Genomic DNA, 18,197 nt, shown 5'->3' with positions numbered 1-18,197 from the left:
AGCTTCCACCGTGCCGCTCTCCGCGGCCCAGGCACTGCCGTTCTACACCAACGGCATGCGCATCGGATTGCTCGGCGGTTCATTCAATCCGCCGCACGCCGCGCACCGCGCCATCAGCCAGTTCGCGCTCAAGCGCCTGCAGCTCGACCGCGTCTGGTGGCTGCTGACGCCGGGCAATCCGCTGAAGAACCACGACGGCCTGCACGCGCTTGCCGAGCGCGCCGATGCCGCGCGACGCGTTGCCGACGATCCGCGCATCGACATCTCATGTCTCGAAGCTGTCATCGGTACGCGCTACACTGTCGACACGATCATCCACTTGCGCCGCCGTGTCTCCGGCGTGCACTTCGTCTGGATCATGGGCGCTGACAATCTCGCGCAATTCCATCGCTGGAAAGACTGGCGCCGCATCGCGTCCGATGTGCCGATGGCCGTGATCGACCGACCACCTCAAAGCTTTCGCGCCCTTGCCGCACCGGCGGCGCAGGCACTCGCGCGCTATCGCATGCCCGAAAACCAGGCAAGGCGGCTGGCCGACCAGCGCGCGCCGGCTTGGGTTTTCCTGACAGGAATGAAATCCAATCTGTCTTCGACCGGACTGCGGAACCCGGACGGGAGCTGGAGGACGGCGTGAAGCGCAAAAGGGTTACTGGAATATTGAAACCATTAACCCCACATGCGTAATATGGTCCGAGGGGCCGAGGATTCGGCACCCGCGATACAGTGAAAGGAATGGTCCCTGGCCACATCTGTATTGTCCAAGTCTGTTTTACCCAAGGTTCCAAAGACTGCGCGTAAAACATCGACGAAAACCGCGGCCTTGCAGGCGCAACCGGATGCCGACAAACCGGACGCCGACAAGAGGCTGAGCCTGATCCTCTCCCGCCTCGAGGATATGAAGGCGGAAGAGACGGTCACCATCGACCTTCGCGGCAAATCCGCATATTCCGATTACATGATCGTCACCTCGGGCCGGGCCAACCGGCACGTCGGCGCGATCGCGGAAAATGTGACGAAGAGCCTGAAGGAAAACGGGGTCAAGAACATCCACGTCGAGGGCTTGCCCAATTGCGACTGGGTGCTGATCGATTCCGGCGAGGTGATCGTGCACGTGTTCCGCCCGGAGGTGCGCGAGTTCTACAATCTCGAGAGATTGTGGACTCAGAACCCGGCGGTCGCTGCGGTCTAAGGCGAACCGAAGCCGATGCGAATCGGCGGCAGCGCAGCTAGTCTGCGTTGATGCGTCTTGTTGTGATCTGCATCGGCCGGCTGAAACAGGGCCCTGAACGGGAGCTCGCCGAGCGTTACCGCGAGCGCTTCGACGATATCGGCCGCAAGCTCGGGTTTCGCGGCCTCGACATTCACGAGATCGCGGAAAGTCGCGCGCGCGACACTGGCGCGCGCATCGCCGAAGAGGCAGCGGCGATCTCGGCGCTGATGCCGGACAAGCACATGCTCGTGGCGCTCGACGAGCGCGGCAAAAGCGTCGACAGCGCAAGCTTTGCCGGACAACTCGGCCGCTGGCGCGACGAGGGAATCGCAAATACTGTGTTCGTGATCGGCGGCGCGGACGGACTTTCGCCGGAATTGCAGCGCAAGGCGTCACTGCGCATCGCATTCGGCTCCGCGACCTGGCCGCATCAAATGGTCCGCGTCATGCTTCTGGAACAGATCTATCGGGCCGCCACCATTCTGGCCGGCCACCCCTATCACCGCGCGTGAACGCGGTGACGCAGCGTCGAAAGCGCTAACCAACTCGGATGCAGCACAAGCGCGACATGCTTTCGGAATCCGGCCCCGCACCTCGCGGCTGGCGAAAGGTGACGCTGGCCTTGTCGATGGCGATCGCCGCGTGTTCGGCAACGCCGCTGCATGCGCAAGCGACGCCACCGGCGCCATCAGTCGCGCCGCCGGCACAACAGGCTACGGCTGACCCGGCATCGCAGGATGCGATCAAGCAGCGCGAGCAGGAGCTCGAGGCGGCGCGCGAGCAGCAGCGCAAGGCGACCGAGCTGCAGGAGAAGCTGAAGGCCGACATCGCCGCGATCGGCCAGGACCGCAGCAAGCTCAATCAGCAGCTGATCGACATCGCAGGCCAGGTGCGCGGCGTCGAGACCCGGATCGCCGACGCCGAGGCGCGGCTTCAGCCGCTCGACGGCCGCGAGCGTCAGATCCGCACCTCGCTCGATTCGCGCCGCGCCGAAGTCATCGAAGTGCTGGCCGCACTGCAGCGCGCAGGCCGACGCACGCCTCCGGCGCTATTGGTGCGGCCCGAGGACGCACTGCAGTCGCTGCGCACCGCGATGCTGCTCGGCGCGGTGGTGCCGGAATTGCGCGGCCGCGCCGAGAAGCTCGCGACCGACCTCGGCGAGCTGGTCACGCTACGCAAGACCATCGCCAGCGAACGCGATGTGCTGGCGCGGGATCGCGACAAACTCACTGAGGACCAGACCCGCCTCGCGGCACTGGTCGACGAGCGGCAGCGGCAGCAGAGCGCCGCAGAAAAGGACATGGAGGCGGAAGGCGCCCGCGCGATCGCGCTGTCGAAGCAGGTCACCGACCTGCAGGGCCTGATCGCCAAGATGGAGCAGGACCTCAAGAGCGCGGCCAAGGCCGCCGCGACCGCGAATCTCCAGGGGGCGCCCGCTACGGTTAACGGCAAGCCGAATCTGGGGGCCTTCAAGGACCCGGCGCGGTTGAGCCCGGCGGTCGCCTTCGCCTCGGCCAAGGGCCTGTTCGCGTTCCCCGTGAATGGCACCAAGATTCGCGATTTTGGCGGTTCCGACGGGGTCGGCGGCGTACAAAAAGGCATTTCTTTGGCAGCCAAGCCGGGCGCGCAGGTCACAACCCCGTGTGACGGCTGGGTTGTTTACGCCGGTCCTTTCCGCAGCTACGGACAACTCTTGATCCTGAATGCCGGGGGCGGGTATCATGTCCTGATCGCCGGGATGGAGCGTATTTCGGTAAACATCGGCCAGTTTGTACTTACGGGGGAGCCGGTCGCGACCATGGGTTCGACATCCCAAGTCGCATCTATTTTCGCGACCAGTGCGAGCCAGCCAGTGCTCTATGTCGAGTTCCGCAAAGACGGCACTCCAATCGATCCAGGCCCATGGTGGGCCGCAAATGAAGGCGAAAAGGTTCGCGGATGATGCGCAAGACTTCTGTAATTCTCCTTAGCGCCGCCACCGGCGCGGCCCTGACGCTGTTCGTCACGCAGCCCCGCGCTGTGCTGATGGGATCGAGCGCCCGCGCCGCGACCTCCGACACCTACCGCCAGCTCAATCTGTTCGGCGACGTGTTCGAGCGCGTGCGCAGCGACTATGTCGAGAAGCCGGACGATTCGAAGCTGGTCGAGTCTGCGATCTCGGGCATGCTGTCCGGCCTCGATCCGCATTCGAGCTACATGGATGCCAAGAGCTTCCGCGACATGCAGGTGCAGACCCGCGGCGAGTTCGGCGGCCTCGGCATCGAGGTCACGATGGAAGACGGGCTGATCAAGGTCGTCTCGCCGATCGACGATACCCCGGCTTCGAAGGCCGGCATCATGGCCAACGACATCATCACCACGCTCGACGACGAGGCGGTGCAGGGCCTGACGCTGAACCAGGCCGTCGAGAAGATGCGCGGTCCGGTCAACACCAAGATCAAGCTCAAGATCGTCCGCAAGGGCCAGGACAATCCGATCGAAGTCACGTTGGTGCGCGACAACATCCGGGTCCGCTCGGTGCGCGCGCGCGTCGAGGCCGACGACATCGCCTACATCCGTATCACCACCTTCAACGAGCAGACCACCGAAGGCTTGAAGAAGGAGATCGCCAATCTCTCGAGCCAGATCGGCGACAAGCTGAAGGGCTACATCATCGACCTCCGCAACAACCCGGGCGGGTTGCTCGAAGAGGCGGTGACGGTCTCCGATTCGTTCCTCGAGCGCGGCGAGATCGTGTCGACCCGTGGCCGCAACGCCGAGGAGACTCAGCGCCGCGCCGCCCATGCGGGCGACCTGACCAAGGGCAAGCCGGTCATCGTGCTGATCAACGGCGGCTCGGCATCGGCGTCCGAAATCGTCGCCGGCGCGCTGCAGGACCACAAGCGGGCGACGCTGGTCGGCACCCGCTCGTTCGGCAAGGGCTCGGTGCAGACCATCATCCCGCTCGGCTCGGGTAACGGCGCGCTGCGCCTGACCACCGCGCGCTACTACACGCCGTCGGGCAAGTCGATCCAGGCCAAGGGCATCGTGCCCGACATCGAGGTGCTGCAGGACGTGCCGGACGAGCTGAAGGCGCGCACCGACACCAAGGGCGAGGCCTCGCTGCGCGGCCACCTGAAGTCGGACGGCGACGAGAAGACCGGTTCGCAGTCCTACGTGCCGCCGGATGCCAAGGACGACAAGGCGCTGAAGATGGCCGACGACCTGCTGCACGGCATCAAGTCGACCTCGAGCGCGACGCCGGGGCCGGACGCCGCCCGCGACAAGGCCGCGGTCGACAAGCCGGCCAAGGCTGCGAACTGATCCGGCCTGATTCGTTTTGCGAAAAGGGCGGCCCTCGGGCCGCCCTTTTTGTTTGTGGAGCCGGCGCTGTCGGCACCGCACCATGGCGTGCACAGCGCGCGGGACCGGGCCGCATCGTGGTATCGTTCGCGCTATTGATTCGGGGAGGGTCATGACAGAGGCGGCCGACGAGCTCAGCACGCCGCTTGGGCAAAAGAGGACAGGCAAGACGCGCCGGTACCGCCTGCCGTTCACGGCGATGCAGGCGCTTGCCGTGCTGCTCGGGCTTGTGCTGGTCGGCTTCGTCGGCGTCGTGCTGTTCAACGACAATCCGCTGGGCGGCGAGCCGGTCGCGCATATTGCGCTCCGCAAGGCTTCACCCGCCGCGACGACGCCGGACAGCCACGCCCCGGCTGCCCCAGCCGAAGCGGCCAAGGCTGCCGCCAAGGCGCCCGCTGCGGCCGTCGACGCAAAGAGCGATGCCAAGACCGTCACCATCATCGACGGCTCCAGCGGCAAGCGTCAGGACGTCGTGATCGGTGCCGCCGACGGCACCGGCAAGGCCGATGGCGACAGCCCCGCACCCGTCGCCGCGATGACCGGTGTCGACCCGCGGCTGCTGGAGAAATCGCGCTACGGCATGATCCCGGTGGTAGCCGACGGCTTGAAGCCCTTCACGGCCTATGCGGCCGATGCCGACCGCACCAAGGCCGCCAGGACGCCCGTGGTGGCCATCGTGCTCGGCGGCCTCGGTGTCGGCGCGGCCAAGACGGCCGATGCCATCATGAAGTTGCCGCCGGCCGTGACGCTGGCGTTCACGCCCTATGGCGCCGACCCCGGCAAGCTGGCCGAGCGCGCCCGGGCCCAGCGCCACGAGATCCTGCTGCAGATCCCGATGGAACCGTTTGACTATCCCGACAATGATCCGGGGCCGCAGACGCTGCTGACGACGCTCGGCGCCGAGCAGAACCTCGACCGCTTCTACTGGCACCTCAGCCGCCTGCAGGGCTATGCCGGGATCGCCAACTTCATGGGCGCCCGCTTCATCGCCAGCGACCCGGTGATGCAGCCGATCATCCGCGACGCCGCCAAGCGCGGCCTCGGTTATTTCGACGACGGTTCCACCCCGCGCAGCGTCGCCCAGTCGCTGGCGTCGGCGCAGGGCATGCCGTTCGCCAAGGCCGATTTCACCATCGACGCGGTGCCGACCTCGGCGGAGATCGACCGCACCCTGGTCAAGCTGGAGACCCTCGCCAAGGAGCGCGGCACGGCCGTGGGCGTCGCCTCGGCGCTGCCGGTCTCGATCGAGCGGCTCGGCGCGTGGATCAAGACACTGGACTCCAAAGGCATCATGCTTGTGCCATTGACAACGGCGATGCTGAAATCAAAATCGAGCTAAAGATCAATCCGTTGGTGCGACTTCCGACCTTGCCGGGGGGCCGGGTCGGGCTAGCCCCAGGACTCGCGAGGTAGCGGCGGCATGGCACGTTACGAAGACCTGCCCTATCGAACCTGTGTCGGCATCATGCTGCTCAATCCCGCTGGGCTGGTCTTCATCGGGCGCCGCGCCGGCGGCATCGAGCATGTCGACGAAGCCCATGTCTGGCAGATGCCGCAAGGCGGCGTCGATCCCGGCGAGGACACGTTCCAGGCCGCCAAGCGCGAGCTCTATGAGGAAACCAGCATCAAGTCGGTGGAGAAGCTCGGCGAGGTCTCGGACTGGCTGATCTACGACATCCCGCGCACCGTCGCCGGCCGCGCCTGGAAGGGCCGCTATCGCGGCCAGCGGCAGAAGTGGTTCGCGCTGCGCTTCACCGGCAAGGAGAACGAGATCAACGTCGCGCACCCCGGCGGCGGCCACAAGGCAGAGTTCATCACCTGGCGCTGGGAGCCGATGCAGAATCTCCCGGAGTTGATCGTGCCGTTCAAGCGCCCGGTCTATGAGCGCGTGGTGAAGGAATTCGCGGGTCTCGCCGGCAGCTGACCTGCAAGGCCTTTGCGGCGACGCAAAGGTCGCGCATCGCAAAACAGCGAAAACAACCCCATGCAAAGTAGCCGTTGCCGCGACGCCCGGAAAAGCGGCTTGACGCGTCGGGCAACTCAGTGATATTTTTTCATTATTCCGAAATCCTGCAACGCCCCGCCGCCACGCAACAGCCGTGCTGTGTCCGGTGCTCCCTCCATCGTCATTGCGACCCGCCGTCATGTCATACGAAAAGCCCTATCGCCCGAACGTGGGCATCGCGCTGTTCAACGCCGCGGGACGCGTGCTGATCGGCCGCCGATTCAAGGATGACGGGCCGGAGATCATCCTGCCCGGCCTCGAATGGCAGATGCCGCAAGGCGGCATCGATGCCGGCGAGGATCCGCGCCAGGCGGTGATGCGCGAATTGTGGGAGGAGACCGGCGCCGTCAGCGCCGATTATCTCGGCGAGACCGACTGGGTCACCTACGAATTCCCGCCCTATGACGGACCGGCCTCGCATCGGCTGGCGCGCTTCCGCGGGCAGCGACAGAAATGGTTCGCGCTGCGCTACACCGGCCGCGACGACGAGATCGACCCGCTGACGCCGCGCAACGGCCAGCCCGCCGAGTTCGATCAATGGCGCTGGGAGCGCCTCGACCGTGTCGCCGATCTCGTGGTGCCGTTCCGCCGCGACGTCTATCGCGCGGTCGCCGCCAATTTCGCCGGATTCGCCGGCGCGTCTTCGAGCTGACCGCGCCGCGCTTCGCCCGGCGTCATGCCATAGGTCGCCCGGAACACGCGATAGAAGGTCGCGATACTGTCGAAGCCGCATGCGAAGGCGATCTCGTCGATGCCGCGCTCCTGCATGGTGTTGAGCAGCCGCCTCGCTTCCTTCAACCTTGCCGCCGTCAGCGTCCGCGCGAACGACAGCCCGGTCGGCTCGAACAGCGCGTGCAATTGCCGGAGCGAAATGCCGAGCTCGGCCGCGACCGGCGCCGGCGACAGCGTCGGACGATGCAGGTCGCGGAGCAATATCTCGCGAGCGGCGTGGAGATAGCCCGCATGCAGCGCGGCACGGACTTCGTCCTGCCGCGGCCGCAGCCGTCCGCGCGCCAGCAGCGCGAGGCGCACCATATGGGTGACGTCGCCGGCGAACCGCTCGGCCTGCGCCGGCTCGCGGGTCATGGCGCGGAGCATCGCGCCCAGCAGCCGGGTCAGGCCGGCATCGCGCGCCAGCGTGACCGGCGGCACGTCCTCAATCCTGGTGCCGAGCACGAGATCGGTCGTGACCGGAATCTTGAGGCTGTAGAAGTGGAAGCCGTCGCTGCGGTCCGGCGTCGACGCGAACGGAAGGTTGGAGTGGCCGAACACCAGATCGCCGTTACGCACGTGCTGGATGCGATCGCGGCCGATGTTCAGGTGGCCCGGTCCACGCACCTGCCAGGCAAGATGCATGCTGTTGCTGGGAACGCGCGCAATGTCCGTCGATGTCCGGCTGACCCGATAGGAGGACGCGTGCATCTCGGCAAGCACCGCATTGCCGACCTGGGTCGCGGAAAATCGTCCGCGGAAATCCGGCCGCCTCTCGCGTTCGAGTTCGATGGTCACGCCGAACAGCGCCTTGCCGCGCACCTCGCACCAATGATCGAAACGGTCTTCCGGACGAATTGCGTCGGTGGAGAACGTCAGCACGGGGCACTGTCCATTGCATGAAAAACCAGGCGGCTGACCGCGATCGGCCCGCGACCAGTCGGCAATCAATCTCGCGCCTGACGCAAATCGCCCGCACCGCAACCATCATGCGCCGGGGCACAATGCCGTCAGAAGTTCCCCGAGGCAATAAACATTCAGCGTCCGCCAGGGTCGGCGAGCGCTGAATTGTTCAAGTTTTCGTAGGTGATAGCCGGAAAAACTGTGAGCGATTTCACAAGGCGCGACGGCGAATCGTCGCCGCGCTTAAAGCATGATCCGGAAAAGTGCGAAGCGGTTTTCCGAAAAGATCATGCTCAAACAAGAGACTGAAGCGCGATGAGATTCGTCCTCATCTCGTCGTGCTTTAGTGCATCGCGGTCGCGTTGACCTCGTGCTGGATGCTCTTGAAGTGGTCGAGCCGCTCGATCGCGTGGTCGAGCTCCGAGCCCTCCTTCTCGGCGAGCTTCTCTTCCATTTCCTTGATCGTCTCGGCGAACGTGGCGCGATCGAGATCGGCGATCGCGGTCGCGACGTCGGCGAGCACGGTGAGGCCCTTGTCCGACACTTCGGCGAGACCACCGAGCACGATCACCTTCTCGCGCTTGCCGGCGGCGGTGATGGTCAGGATGCCGGGACGAATGGTGGCGATGACCGGCGCGTGGCCGGCGAGCACGCCGAAATCACCTTCCACGCCGGGAACGTCAACCTGATCGACCTCGCCGGAGAAGGCGAGCTTTTCGGGAGAGACGAGATCGAAGTGGAAGGTGGTCATGGTCTTTCCGTTCTTTGCGCTGTCACCCGCGGGCTCGACCCGCGGGTCCATCAGTCAAAACAAGTCTCGTGCGATGGATCGCCGGATCAAGTCCGGCGATGACGACATCATGAAGCTCAGGCCGCCTCGGCGGCGAGCTTCTTGCCCTTCTCGACGGCTTCTTCGATGGTGCCGACCATGTAGAACGCCGCTTCGGGCAGGTGGTCATACTTGCCCTGGCAGAGGTCGCGGAAGCCCTTGATGGTGTCGGCGAGGTCGACGAACTTGCCCGGCGAGCCGGTGAAGATTTCGGCGACGTGGAACGGCTGCGACAGGAAGCGCTCGACCTTGCGGGCGCGGGCCACCGTCAACTTGTCCTCTTCCGACAGTTCGTCCATGCCGAGAATGGCGATGATGTCCTGCAGCGACTTGTAGCGCTGCAGGATCTGCTGGACCAGACGCGCGGTGTTGTAGTGCTCCTCGCCGACGACCAGCGCCGACAGCATGCGCGAGGTCGAGTCGAGCGGGTCCACCGCCGGATAGATGCCCTTTTCCGAGATCGCGCGCGACAGCACCGTGGTGGCGTCCAAGTGCGCGAACGAGGTGGCGGGCGCCGGGTCGGTCAAGTCGTCGGCCGGCACGTAGATCGCCTGCACCGAGGTGATCGAGCCCTTCTGGGTGGTGGTGATGCGCTCCTGCAACGCGCCCATGTCGGTCGCGAGCGTCGGCTGATAACCCACCGCCGAAGGAATACGGCCGAGCAGCGCCGACACTTCCGAGCCCGCCTGGGTGAAGCGGAAGATGTTGTCGACGAAGAACAGCACGTCCTGGCCCTGGTCGCGGAAGTGCTCGGCGACGGTCAGACCGGTGAGGCCGACGCGGGCACGGGCGCCGGGCGGCTCGTTCATCTGGCCGAACACCAGCGCGCACTTCGACTTCACGCTCGGATCCGGATTGTGCGGATCGGCGTTGACCTTGGATTCGATGAACTCGTGATAGAGGTCGTTGCCTTCACGGGTGCGCTCGCCGACGCCGGCGAACACCGAGTAACCACCGTGCGCCTTCGCGACGTTGTTGATCAGTTCCTGAATCAGCACGGTCTTGCCGACGCCGGCGCCGCCGAACAGGCCGATCTTGCCGCCCTTGGCGTACGGAGCAAGCAGGTCGACGACCTTGATGCCGGTGACGAGAATTTCCGCTTCGGTCGACTGGTCGGTGTAGGTTGGCGCTTCCTGGTGAATGGCGCGCACGCCTTCGGCCTTGATCGGGCCGGCTTCGTCGATCGGCTCGCCGATCACGTTGATGATGCGGCCGAGCGTGCCTTCACCGACCGGCACCCGGATCGGCTCGCCGGTGTCGGTCACTTCCTGGCCGCGCACCAGACCTTCGGTGATATCCATCGCGATGGTGCGGACGGTCGACTCGCCGAGATGCTGAGCAACTTCGAGCACCAGGCGATTGCCGCCGTTCTTGGTCTCGAGCGCATTCAGAATCGCCGGAAGGTGGCCTTCGAACTGCACGTCGACCACGGCGCCCGTGACCTGAGTAACGCGACCGATCGGGTTGGCTGCTGTAGCCATGGACTGTTCTCCTTCGAAAATCTTGCCTTAGACCGCCTCAGCGCCGGAGATGATTTCAATCAGCTCCTTCGTGATCTGGGCCTGACGGGTCCGGTTGTAAATCAGGGTTTGCTTGCGGATCATTTCGCCGGCGTTGCGCGTGGCGCTGTCCATGGCGCTCATCTGCGCGCCGTAGAACGAAGCGTTGTTCTCGAGCAGCGCGCGGAAGATCTGCACCGCGAGATTGCGCGGCAACAGGGTGCTGAGGATCTGGTCTTCCTCGGGCTCGTATTCGTAGGACGTGGAGGGAGCCGCGTTGGCCGCAGGCGCCGCCACTTCGAGCGGGATGATCTGCTGCGCGGTCGGAACCTGTGCGATCACCGACTGGAAGCGCGAATAGAACAGCGTGCAGACATCGAACTCGCCGGCCTCGAACCGCGCCAGCACCTTGTTGGCGATATCCTCGGCATTGACGAAGCCGATCTGGCGCACCGCACGCAGATCGAGATGCTCGACGATGCGCTTCTCGTAGGTCCGGCGCAGCTGCTCGTAGCCCTTGCGGCCGACGCAGAAGAACTGGACCTCCTTGCCCTGCGCGAGCAGCGACTGCGCGCGCTCGCGCGCCAGGCGCACGATGGCCGAGTTGAACGCGCCCGACAGGCCGCGCTCGCCGGTGCAGACCAGCAACAGGTGCACCTGGTCCTTGCCGGTGCCCGCCAGCAGCGCCGGCGCGCCGGGCGTGCCATTGGCTGCGGCAGCGATGTTGGAAATCACCGCGTCCATCTTGTTGGCATAAGGCCGCGCCGCCTCGGCGGCGTTCTGCGCGCGGCGCAGCTTGGAGGCTGCGACCATCTGCATGGCCTTGGTGATCTTCTGCGTCGCCTTGGTCGAGGCGATGCGGGACCGCATGTCTTTCAGTGACGCCATTCTTCGTCCACCCCGGCGATCCGACCGCAACGGTCAGATCGCAAGCCTCTGTTCGTAACGCCCGGCGACAAGCCGGGCGACGCCCCATTTGTTACGCAAACGTCTTGGCGAAACCGTCGACCACCGACTTCAGCTTGGCGGCCGTGTCGTCGGAAAGATCGCGGCTGGTGCGGATCGCATCCAGAATCTCGACGTTCTTGCCGCGCAGCAGCGACAACAGCCCATCCTCGAACGGCTTCACCTTGCTGAGCGGCAGCGGATCGAGATAGCCGTTGGTGCCGGCCCAGATCACGCAAACCTGCTCTTCCATCTTCAGCGGCGAGAACTGCGGCTGCTTCAAGAGCTCGGTCAGGCGCGAACCGCGGTTCAGCAGACGCTGGGTCGAGGCGTCGAGATCGGAGCCGAACTGCGCGAACGCCGCCATTTCGCGGTACTGCGCGAGCTCACCCTTGATCTTGCCGGCGACCTTCTTGGTTGCCTTGGTCTGCGCCGACGAACCGACGCGCGACACCGACAGACCGACGTTCACCGCCGGACGGATGCCCTGGAAGAACAGGTCGGTCTCCAGGAAGATCTGGCCGTCGGTGATCGAAATCACGTTGGTCGGGATGTAGGCCGACACGTCGTTAGCCTGGGTCTCAATGACCGGCAGCGCCGTCAGCGAACCCAAACCGTGGTCCTTGCCGAGCTTCGCCGCGCGCTCGAGCAGGCGGGAGTGCAGATAGAACACGTCGCCCGGATAGGCTTCGCGGCCCGGCGGGCGGCGCAGCAGCAGCGACATCTGGCGATAGGCGACGGCCTGCTTGGACAGATCGTCATAGATGATCACGGCGTGCATGCCGTTGTCGCGGAAGTATTCGCCCATGGTGCAGCCGGTGAACGGCGCGATGTACTGCATCGGCGCCGGATCGGACGCGGTCGCCGCAACGACGATCGAGTATTCCAGGGCGCCCTGCTCCTCGAGCACCTTGACGAACTGCGCGACGGTGGAGCGCTTCTGGCCGACCGCGACGTAGACGCAGTACAGCTTGATGTTCTCGTCCGGCTGCGCGTTCAGCGGCTTCTGGTTCAGGATGGTGTCGAGCGCGATCGCGGTCTTGCCGGTCTGACGGTCGCCGATGATCAGCTCGCGCTGGCCGCGGCCGATCGGGATCAGCGCGTCGATGGCCTTGAGGCCGGTGGCCATCGGCTCGTTCACCGACTTGCGCGGAATGATGCCGGGCGCCTTGACGTCGACGCGCTTGCGTTCGGTGGCCTGGATCGGGCCCTTGCCGTCGATCGGATTGCCGAGCGCGTCGACGACGCGGCCGAGCAGGCCCTTGCCGACCGGCGCGTCCACGATGGCGCGGGTGCGCTTGACGGTCTGGCCTTCCTTGATCTCGCGGTCGGCGCCGAAGATCACGATGCCGACGTTGTCGGTTTCGAGGTTCAGCGCCATGCCGCGGGTGCCGTTCTCGAACTCGACCATTTCACCGGCCTGGACGTTGTCCAGACCGTAGACGCGGGCAATACCGTCACCGACCGACAGCACCTGGCCAACTTCGGTGACCTCGGCTTCCTGGCCGAAATTCTTGATCTGGTCCTTGAGGATCGCAGAAATTTCTGCGGCGCGGATGTCCATCAGCCTGCCTCTTTCATCGCGTTCTTGATCGAATTGAGTTTGGTGCGAAGCGAACTATCCACCATGCGGCTGCCAAGCTTGACCACCAGGCCACCAATAATGGAGGGATCGACCTTCACGTTGAGCGCGACGTCCTTGCCCGTCACTGATTTCAGTGCGGCCTTCAGCGCGTCGAGATTCTTGTCACTGAGCTGCTCGGCGACGGTGACTTCGGCAGTCGCCTCGCCCTTGAACTTCGCCACCAGCGCGCGGTAGGCGCGGATCACATCGGCAATTGCGAACAGCCGTCGATTGGCGGTGAGCACCTTGAGGAACTTTGCCGTCGTGCCCGTGATACCGGCCTTGTCGAGAATCGCGGTCAGCGCCTTCAACTGGGCATCGGCGGAGAACACCGGGCTGCGAACCAGCCGCTTGAGATCATCGCTGCCGTTCAGCATGACCTCGAAATTGTCGAGATCGGCCTTTACGGCGTCGATCGATTGCTCGTCGCGCGCCAACTCGAACAACGCCGTTGCATAACGGCCGGACACTCCCGAAACGGACGGATCTTCAGCAGCCACGAGCTCGCTCTTTTTGCTGTTAAATTCGCAAGGGAAAAACCGTCGCCACCAAAGCAGCGCCTAGCGATCCAAGCCCTTGGAATTCAAGCGGGACTTCGATTTTCGACCGGCACAGGACGTGCCGGGACCGTTAAAATCGCGGGCTTTGCTAACATAGCAATCGCGCAGGTGCAACATGACGGCACAAGCCGGTGCTGCGATGTCGCACGCGGTGTGGCCGCCGATCACCGGGTGCCGAATCCGCGAAGTCCGAGCTCCGGGAATCGGCCCCGCCGGGCCGCCGGATTCCCGCCCCTGATTTTGTTCCCGCAAAAATTTGCATGGCCCCATGAAAGCGGCGGGCGGAACGATTCGCTGCCTTGGAGTTCCACTTGGCGATTACTTACTCAAACCTTACCGCCGCTCGGTTAAACAGTATTCGACAGTATTAGACTGGTTAAAAATTCGTTAAACAGCAAGAATATGGAACCCGCTACAAATTCCCTCGGCCGGTAACAAGATATCTCTACCGAGGCCAATCCGGATTTACTGCCCAATTCATGCCTCATTGCGAAATCAAACGGCCTTGGTCAACGAGGGACGGGGGTTCCACTTGCCACAATTGTGGCAATACTGTCTGAGGGTCTTATATCAAATGACGAATATCAAGAAGGCGGTCCTGGGCGTTACCCAGTCGCGTACGGCGGTCGCTGTTGTTGCAGCGACGCTTCTGGTCGGGGGCAGCGTGACCGAGGCGTCCGCGAAGTCCCGGCATCATCGTCATCATCACCACCATCATCACGCCAAGGCCGAGGGGTCGTCCTGGCGTAATGCGAATGCCTCGGTGCAGTCGGGCGGCGGCCATAGCTTCTCGGGCATGGCCTCGTTCTACGGCAACGAGTCCGGCAGCCGCACCGCCTCCGGTCAGCGATTCAACCAGAACGCCATGACCGCGGCCCACCGCTCGCTGCCGTTCGGCACCAAGCTCCGCGTCACCCATGGCGGCCGCAGCGTGGTCGTCACCATCAACGATCGTGGCCCGTTCATCCGCGGCCGCGTGCTCGACCTCTCGACCGGCGCTGCCCGCGCCATCGGCCTGACCGGCGCCGGCGTCGGCCGCGTCACCGCCGAGGTCATCTGATAGCGTTCAGTAAGCGTAGCGTTGCGTAGGGCCGCGAAGCGCCAAGCTTCGCGCCTCCGACAAATGGCCTGCCGTCGCGAATGACGGCAGGCTTTTTTGTTGCCGGCACGACAATCACCCCACATTGCGAGCGAAGCGAAGCAATGACGAGGGAGTGCCACCACCTACAAAAAGCTCTGCGGGTCGACGTCGACCTCGAGCTTGAGATTGCCCGTGGTCTTGGGAGTGGCGGCGAGCCAGTCGCGCAGATATTGCGACAGGTCGACATTGCGCAGCGACTTCACCAGCAGGCGGAAGCGGTAACGGCCCTTGATGACGGCGAGCGGCGCTTCGGCAGGACCGAGCACCTGGATCCGGTCGTCGAGCGGCGCGATCGCGGCGAGCTTGCGCGCAAAGCCCTCCGCGGTCGGACGGTCGCCGGCGGAAACGATCAGGCTCGCCAGCCGGCCGAACGGCGGATAGCCGGTGCGCTCGCGGATATCGATCTCGCTGGCGTAGAATGCCTCGCGGTCGCTGGCGATCAGGGCCTTGATCACGGGATGCTCGGGCTGGTGGGTCTGCAGGAAGCCGACGCCGCGGCCCTGCTCGCGGCCGGCGCGCCCGACCACCTGGTTGAGCAATTGGAAGGTCCGCTCGGCGGCACGCGGATCGCCGTTGCTCAGACCAAGGTCGGCATCGACCACGCCGACCAGATTGAGCCGCGGGAAATTGTGGCCCTTGGCCACCAACTGGGTGCCGATGATGATGTCGACGCGCCCTTCCGCGATCTCGTTCAACTCGCTGCGCATGGTCTCGATCGAGGTGATGAGATCGCTCGACAGCACCATGGTGCGGGCGCCGGGGAAGATGCTCGCGGCTTCCTCCTGCAGGCGCTCGACGCCGGGACCGACGGCGGCCAGCGATTCCTCGGCGGAGCAATGCGGGCAGATGTTCGGGCGCGGCATCGAGAAGCCGCAGTGATGGCACACCAGCCGCTGGCGAAACCTGTGATCGACCAGCCACGCATCGCAGATGGTGCAGGCGAAGCGGTGGCCGCAGGCGCGGCACAGCGTCAGCGGCGCATAGCCGCGGCGGTTGAGGAACAGCAGCGCCTGCTCGCGCCGCTCGATCGCGTAGCGGATCTGCTCGGCAAGCGGCGGCGAGATGAAGCGGCCGCGCGGCGGCGGCGCGCGGCGCATGTCGATCGCCTCGATCTGCGGCATGTGCTGGCCGCCGAACCGCGACGGCAGCGCGACGCGCTGGTAGCGGCCCTTGCGCGCATTGACCTCGCTTTCGACCGACGGCGTCGCCGACGCCAGCACGATCGGGATCTTGGCGATATGGGCGCGGACCACGGCCATGTCGCGGGCGTGATAATGCGCGCCTTCATCCTGCTTGTAGGCCTGGTCGTGCTCCTCATCGACGATGATGAGGCCGAGATCGGCATAGGGCAGGAACAGCGCCGAGCGCGCGCCGACCACGACCGGCGCCTTGCCTTCCGAAATCGCCGCCCAGTTGCGCGCACGTGTGCGCGGCGTCAGCTCGGAATGCCATTCCAGCGGCCGCACGCCGAAGCGCTGCGCGAAGCGGTCGAGGAACTGGCCGGTCAGCGCGATCTCCGGCATCAGGATCAGCGACTGCCTGCCGCGCCGGATGTTTTCGGCGATCGCCTCGAAATAGACCTCGGTCTTGCCGGAACCGGTGACGCCGTCGAGCAGCGCGACGTGGAAGCTGCCGCTCGCCGCGAGTGTACGCATCATGTCGACCGCGCTGCGCTGCTCGCGGGAGAAATCCGGCTGCGCGTAGGATGGGTCGGGCGCCGGTGGCGGGGCCGGCGGCGGCATCGCCTCGACCGTCAGCGTGCCCTCGTCGACCAACCCATCAACCACGCCGGAGCTGACGCCGGCTTCGCGCGCCGCGTCCGACTTGCCGTGCAACAGACCGTCCGACAGCACCTCGATCACGCGCCGCCGTGCCGGCGTCAGCCGCTGCGGCGGCGCGCCGACCAGGCGCACGCCGAGGCGGGTGCGTTCCGGCCCGAGGTTGTCGCCCATCCGCAGCGTCATCCGCAGCACCATGCCGCGCGCCGACAGCGTGTAGTTGGAAACCCAGTCGACCAGCTGGCGCAGTTCCGCTTTCAGCGGCGGGACGTCGAGCTTCTCGCTGACGTCCTTGAGTCGGTTGTGCAGCCGCGGATCGGGCCGGGCGTTCTCGGCCCACACCACCGCGACCACCTCGCGCGGCCCGAGCGGAACGGCGATCACGTCACCGGGCGCAAGCTCCATGCCGCGCGGCACGCGGTAGGAATAGGTCTGGTTCAGCGCGACAGGCACCAGCACGTCGACAATGCGTGTCGCCGAGGCGGAGGCCGTGCTGCTGCGCGTGGTGTGGTCCATCGGAATCGCCTAACACCGCTGCGCCGCCTTAGCGAACGGTAAACGAAAGAAGTGCGATATAATCAGGAGAATCGCAGCACCAATAGCCCTTATGGCCCGGACCGATCCGCCCGTTCAACCGATCGAACTCGACTGCGCCGACATCTCGGTCACGCAGCAGATGACGCGCTGGCTGTCGCATCTGCGCGCCGAGCGGCGGCTGTCGCCGAAGACGCTGGAGGCCTATGCCCGCGATGTCAGGCAGTGCCTCGCCTTCCTCGCCGGACATTGGGGCGCGCCGGTCACGCTGGACGCCTTCGCCGCGCTGGAGGCGAGCGATGTCCGCGCCTTCATGGCGATGCGCCGCGCGGACGCGATCGGCGGCCGCTCGCTGATGCGGGCGCTGGCGGGCCTGCGCTCGTTCGGCCGCTTCCTGGAACGCGAGGGCAAGGGCAAGGTCGGCGCGCTCTCGGCGATCCGCGCACCGAAGGTAGCCAAGAGCCTGCCGAAGCCGATCCACATGGACGCCGCAAAGCGCTTCGCCGATGCCGATGAACGCGCCGGCGAGGAGCGCGAGACCTGGATCCTGATGCGTGACGCCGCCGTGATGGCGCTGCTCTACGGTTCGGGCTTGCGCATCTCCGAGGCGCTCGGGCTGAAGCGCCGCGACGTGCCGAAGCCGGGCGAAGGCGATGTGCTGATCGTGACCGGCAAGGGCAACAAGACCCGCATGGTGCCGGTGCTGCAGAACGTGCTGCAACTGATCGCGGACTATGCGGCGGTCTGCCCGCATCAGCTCGGCCCCACCGGACCGATGTTCGTCGGCGCGCGCGGCGGACCGCTCAGCCCGCGCATCATCCAGCTCACCATGGAGCGGCTGCGCGGCGCGCTCGGCCTGCCCGACAGCGCGACGCCGCATGCGCTGCGGCACTCCTTTGCCACCCACCTGCTCAGCCGCGGCGGCGACTTGCGCGCGATCCAGGAACTGCTCGGCCACGCCTCGCTCTCGACCACGCAGATCTACACCGGCATCGACAGCGAGCGCCTGCTCGAGGTCTACCGCTCGGCGCATCCGCGCGGCTGAGCGCCGCGCCGTTCATATTCGTTATATTCATACGCCTGCCATAAAGCGCCCGCCCCTTGCGTTGTAGACCG

Annotated in this window: 17 protein-coding genes; 10 read left to right on the top strand and 7 right to left on the bottom strand. The window is 65.4% G+C overall.

All coding sequences use genetic code 11. The features are described from left to right. Positions 1-10: 10 nt before the first annotated feature. From JQ633_RS16185 to JQ633_RS16150, 8 genes are all read left to right on the top strand, one after another. Entirely contained in the window at positions 11-634 is a 624-nt protein-coding gene (locus JQ633_RS16185) for a nicotinate-nucleotide adenylyltransferase (RefSeq protein WP_211986083.1), read from the top strand. A 186-nt stretch (positions 635-820) separates the two neighbouring features. Next, on the top strand, positions 821-1,189 hold the full coding sequence (gene rsfS, locus JQ633_RS16180; protein WP_211986082.1) for a ribosome silencing factor: 369 nt from the start codon (positions 821-823) through the stop codon (positions 1,187-1,189). A 50-nt stretch (positions 1,190-1,239) separates the two neighbouring features. Then, entirely contained in the window at positions 1,240-1,722 is a 483-nt protein-coding gene (gene rlmH, locus JQ633_RS16175) for a 23S rRNA (pseudouridine(1915)-N(3))-methyltransferase RlmH (protein ID WP_211986081.1), read from the top strand. A gap of 38 nt (positions 1,723-1,760) precedes the next feature. Then, positions 1,761-3,152 carry a murein hydrolase activator EnvC family protein gene (locus JQ633_RS16170; RefSeq protein ID WP_433995655.1) on the top strand — a complete coding sequence of 464 codons (1,392 nt, stop codon included), beginning with the start codon at positions 1,761-1,763 and terminating at the stop codon, positions 3,150-3,152. Then, the gene (locus JQ633_RS16165) at positions 3,149-4,513 is read left to right on the top strand and encodes a S41 family peptidase (protein WP_211986020.1); all 1,365 of its coding nucleotides are present in this window, start codon (positions 3,149-3,151) and stop codon (positions 4,511-4,513) included. Before JQ633_RS16170 ends, JQ633_RS16165 begins: the two co-directional genes overlap by 4 nt. Before the next feature lie 151 nt (positions 4,514-4,664). Continuing rightward, positions 4,665-5,891, top strand: a complete 1,227-nt coding sequence (locus tag JQ633_RS16160; protein ID WP_211986019.1) for a divergent polysaccharide deacetylase family protein — start codon at positions 4,665-4,667, stop codon at positions 5,889-5,891. A gap of 81 nt (positions 5,892-5,972) precedes the next feature. Further along, positions 5,973-6,476, top strand: a complete 504-nt coding sequence (locus JQ633_RS16155) for an RNA pyrophosphohydrolase (protein ID WP_211986018.1) — start codon at positions 5,973-5,975, stop codon at positions 6,474-6,476. A gap of 220 nt (positions 6,477-6,696) precedes the next feature. After that, entirely contained in the window at positions 6,697-7,209 is a 513-nt protein-coding gene (locus tag JQ633_RS16150) for an RNA pyrophosphohydrolase (protein ID WP_211986017.1), read from the top strand. On the opposite strand, the gene JQ633_RS16145 is transcribed toward JQ633_RS16150, so the two are convergent. The 6 genes from JQ633_RS16145 to JQ633_RS16120 form a co-directional block, all read right to left on the bottom strand. Continuing rightward, positions 7,155-8,150 carry an AraC family transcriptional regulator gene (locus tag JQ633_RS16145; RefSeq protein WP_211986016.1) on the bottom strand — a complete coding sequence of 332 codons (996 nt, stop codon included), beginning with the start codon at positions 8,148-8,150 and terminating at the stop codon, positions 7,155-7,157. The genes JQ633_RS16150 and JQ633_RS16145 overlap by 55 nt on opposite strands. A gap of 364 nt (positions 8,151-8,514) precedes the next feature. Beyond that, positions 8,515-8,922 carry a F0F1 ATP synthase subunit epsilon gene (locus tag JQ633_RS16140; RefSeq protein ID WP_211986015.1) on the bottom strand — a complete coding sequence of 136 codons (408 nt, stop codon included), beginning with the start codon at positions 8,920-8,922 and terminating at the stop codon, positions 8,515-8,517. Positions 8,923-9,038: 116 nt separating this feature from the next. Continuing rightward, positions 9,039-10,481, bottom strand: a complete 1,443-nt coding sequence (gene atpD, locus JQ633_RS16135) for a F0F1 ATP synthase subunit beta (RefSeq protein WP_076864736.1) — start codon at positions 10,479-10,481, stop codon at positions 9,039-9,041. Positions 10,482-10,508: 27 nt separating this feature from the next. Beyond that, entirely contained in the window at positions 10,509-11,387 is an 879-nt protein-coding gene (locus JQ633_RS16130; RefSeq protein ID WP_211986014.1) for a F0F1 ATP synthase subunit gamma, read from the bottom strand. 91 nt (positions 11,388-11,478) lie between these two features. Then, positions 11,479-13,008, bottom strand: a complete 1,530-nt coding sequence (atpA, locus tag JQ633_RS16125) for a F0F1 ATP synthase subunit alpha (protein ID WP_211986013.1) — start codon at positions 13,006-13,008, stop codon at positions 11,479-11,481. After that, positions 13,008-13,568, bottom strand: coding sequence for a F0F1 ATP synthase subunit delta (locus JQ633_RS16120; RefSeq protein WP_211986012.1), 561 nt, complete (start codon positions 13,566-13,568; stop codon positions 13,008-13,010). The genes atpA and JQ633_RS16120 overlap by 1 nt, the downstream gene beginning before the upstream one ends. Positions 13,569-14,202: 634 nt before the next feature. Here JQ633_RS16120 and JQ633_RS16115 point away from each other — a divergent pair. After that, a complete protein-coding gene (locus JQ633_RS16115) occupies positions 14,203-14,688 on the top strand; it encodes a septal ring lytic transglycosylase RlpA family protein (protein WP_211986011.1) in 486 nt (161 codons plus the stop codon). A 164-nt stretch (positions 14,689-14,852) separates the two neighbouring features. Here the strand turns inward: JQ633_RS16115 and JQ633_RS16110 are convergent, their stop codons facing one another. Continuing rightward, a complete protein-coding gene (locus JQ633_RS16110) occupies positions 14,853-17,063 on the bottom strand; it encodes a primosomal protein N' (protein WP_211986010.1) in 2,211 nt (736 codons plus the stop codon). Between the two features lie 91 nt (positions 17,064-17,154). Between JQ633_RS16110 and JQ633_RS16105 the strand changes: the two genes are divergently transcribed. Continuing rightward, the gene (locus JQ633_RS16105) at positions 17,155-18,126 is read left to right on the top strand and encodes a tyrosine recombinase XerC (RefSeq protein WP_211986009.1); all 972 of its coding nucleotides are present in this window, start codon (positions 17,155-17,157) and stop codon (positions 18,124-18,126) included. The last annotated feature ends 71 nt before the right edge of the window (positions 18,127-18,197 follow it).

It is taken from the genome of Bradyrhizobium tropiciagri, from assembly GCF_018130505.1.
Taxonomy (GTDB): Bacteria; Pseudomonadota; Alphaproteobacteria; order Rhizobiales; family Xanthobacteraceae; genus Bradyrhizobium; species Bradyrhizobium tropiciagri_B.
The sequence above is the reverse complement of the archived record's forward strand: the minus strand, read 5'-3'. Positions and strand labels throughout refer to the sequence as shown.

Excerpts from the sequence above, each read along its gene's own strand:
- rlmH (WP_211986081.1), top strand. The coding sequence starts at position 1,240 with ATGCGTCTTGTTGTGATCTGCATCGGCCGGCTGAAACAGGGCCCTGAA.
- JQ633_RS16150 (WP_211986017.1), top strand. The coding sequence starts at position 6,697 with ATGTCATACGAAAAGCCCTATCGCCCGAACGTGGGCATCGCGCTGTTC.
- JQ633_RS16170 (WP_433995655.1), top strand. The coding sequence starts at position 1,761 with ATGCAGCACAAGCGCGACATGCTTTCGGAATCCGGCCCCGCACCTCGC.
- JQ633_RS16160 (WP_211986019.1), top strand. The coding sequence starts at position 4,665 with ATGACAGAGGCGGCCGACGAGCTCAGCACGCCGCTTGGGCAAAAGAGG.
- JQ633_RS16130 (WP_211986014.1), bottom strand. The coding sequence starts at position 11,387 with ATGGCGTCACTGAAAGACATGCGGTCCCGCATCGCCTCGACCAAGGCG.
- JQ633_RS16115 (WP_211986011.1), top strand. The coding sequence starts at position 14,203 with ATGACGAATATCAAGAAGGCGGTCCTGGGCGTTACCCAGTCGCGTACG.
- JQ633_RS16155 (WP_211986018.1), top strand. The coding sequence starts at position 5,973 with ATGGCACGTTACGAAGACCTGCCCTATCGAACCTGTGTCGGCATCATG.
- atpA (WP_211986013.1), bottom strand. The coding sequence starts at position 13,008 with ATGGACATCCGCGCCGCAGAAATTTCTGCGATCCTCAAGGACCAGATC.
- atpD (WP_076864736.1), bottom strand. The coding sequence starts at position 10,481 with ATGGCTACAGCAGCCAACCCGATCGGTCGCGTTACTCAGGTCACGGGC.
- JQ633_RS16110 (WP_211986010.1), bottom strand. The coding sequence starts at position 17,063 with ATGGACCACACCACGCGCAGCAGCACGGCCTCCGCCTCGGCGACACGC.
- JQ633_RS16140 (WP_211986015.1), bottom strand. The coding sequence starts at position 8,922 with ATGACCACCTTCCACTTCGATCTCGTCTCTCCCGAAAAGCTCGCCTTC.
- JQ633_RS16105 (WP_211986009.1), top strand. The coding sequence starts at position 17,155 with ATGGCCCGGACCGATCCGCCCGTTCAACCGATCGAACTCGACTGCGCC.
- JQ633_RS16165 (WP_211986020.1), top strand. The coding sequence starts at position 3,149 with ATGATGCGCAAGACTTCTGTAATTCTCCTTAGCGCCGCCACCGGCGCG.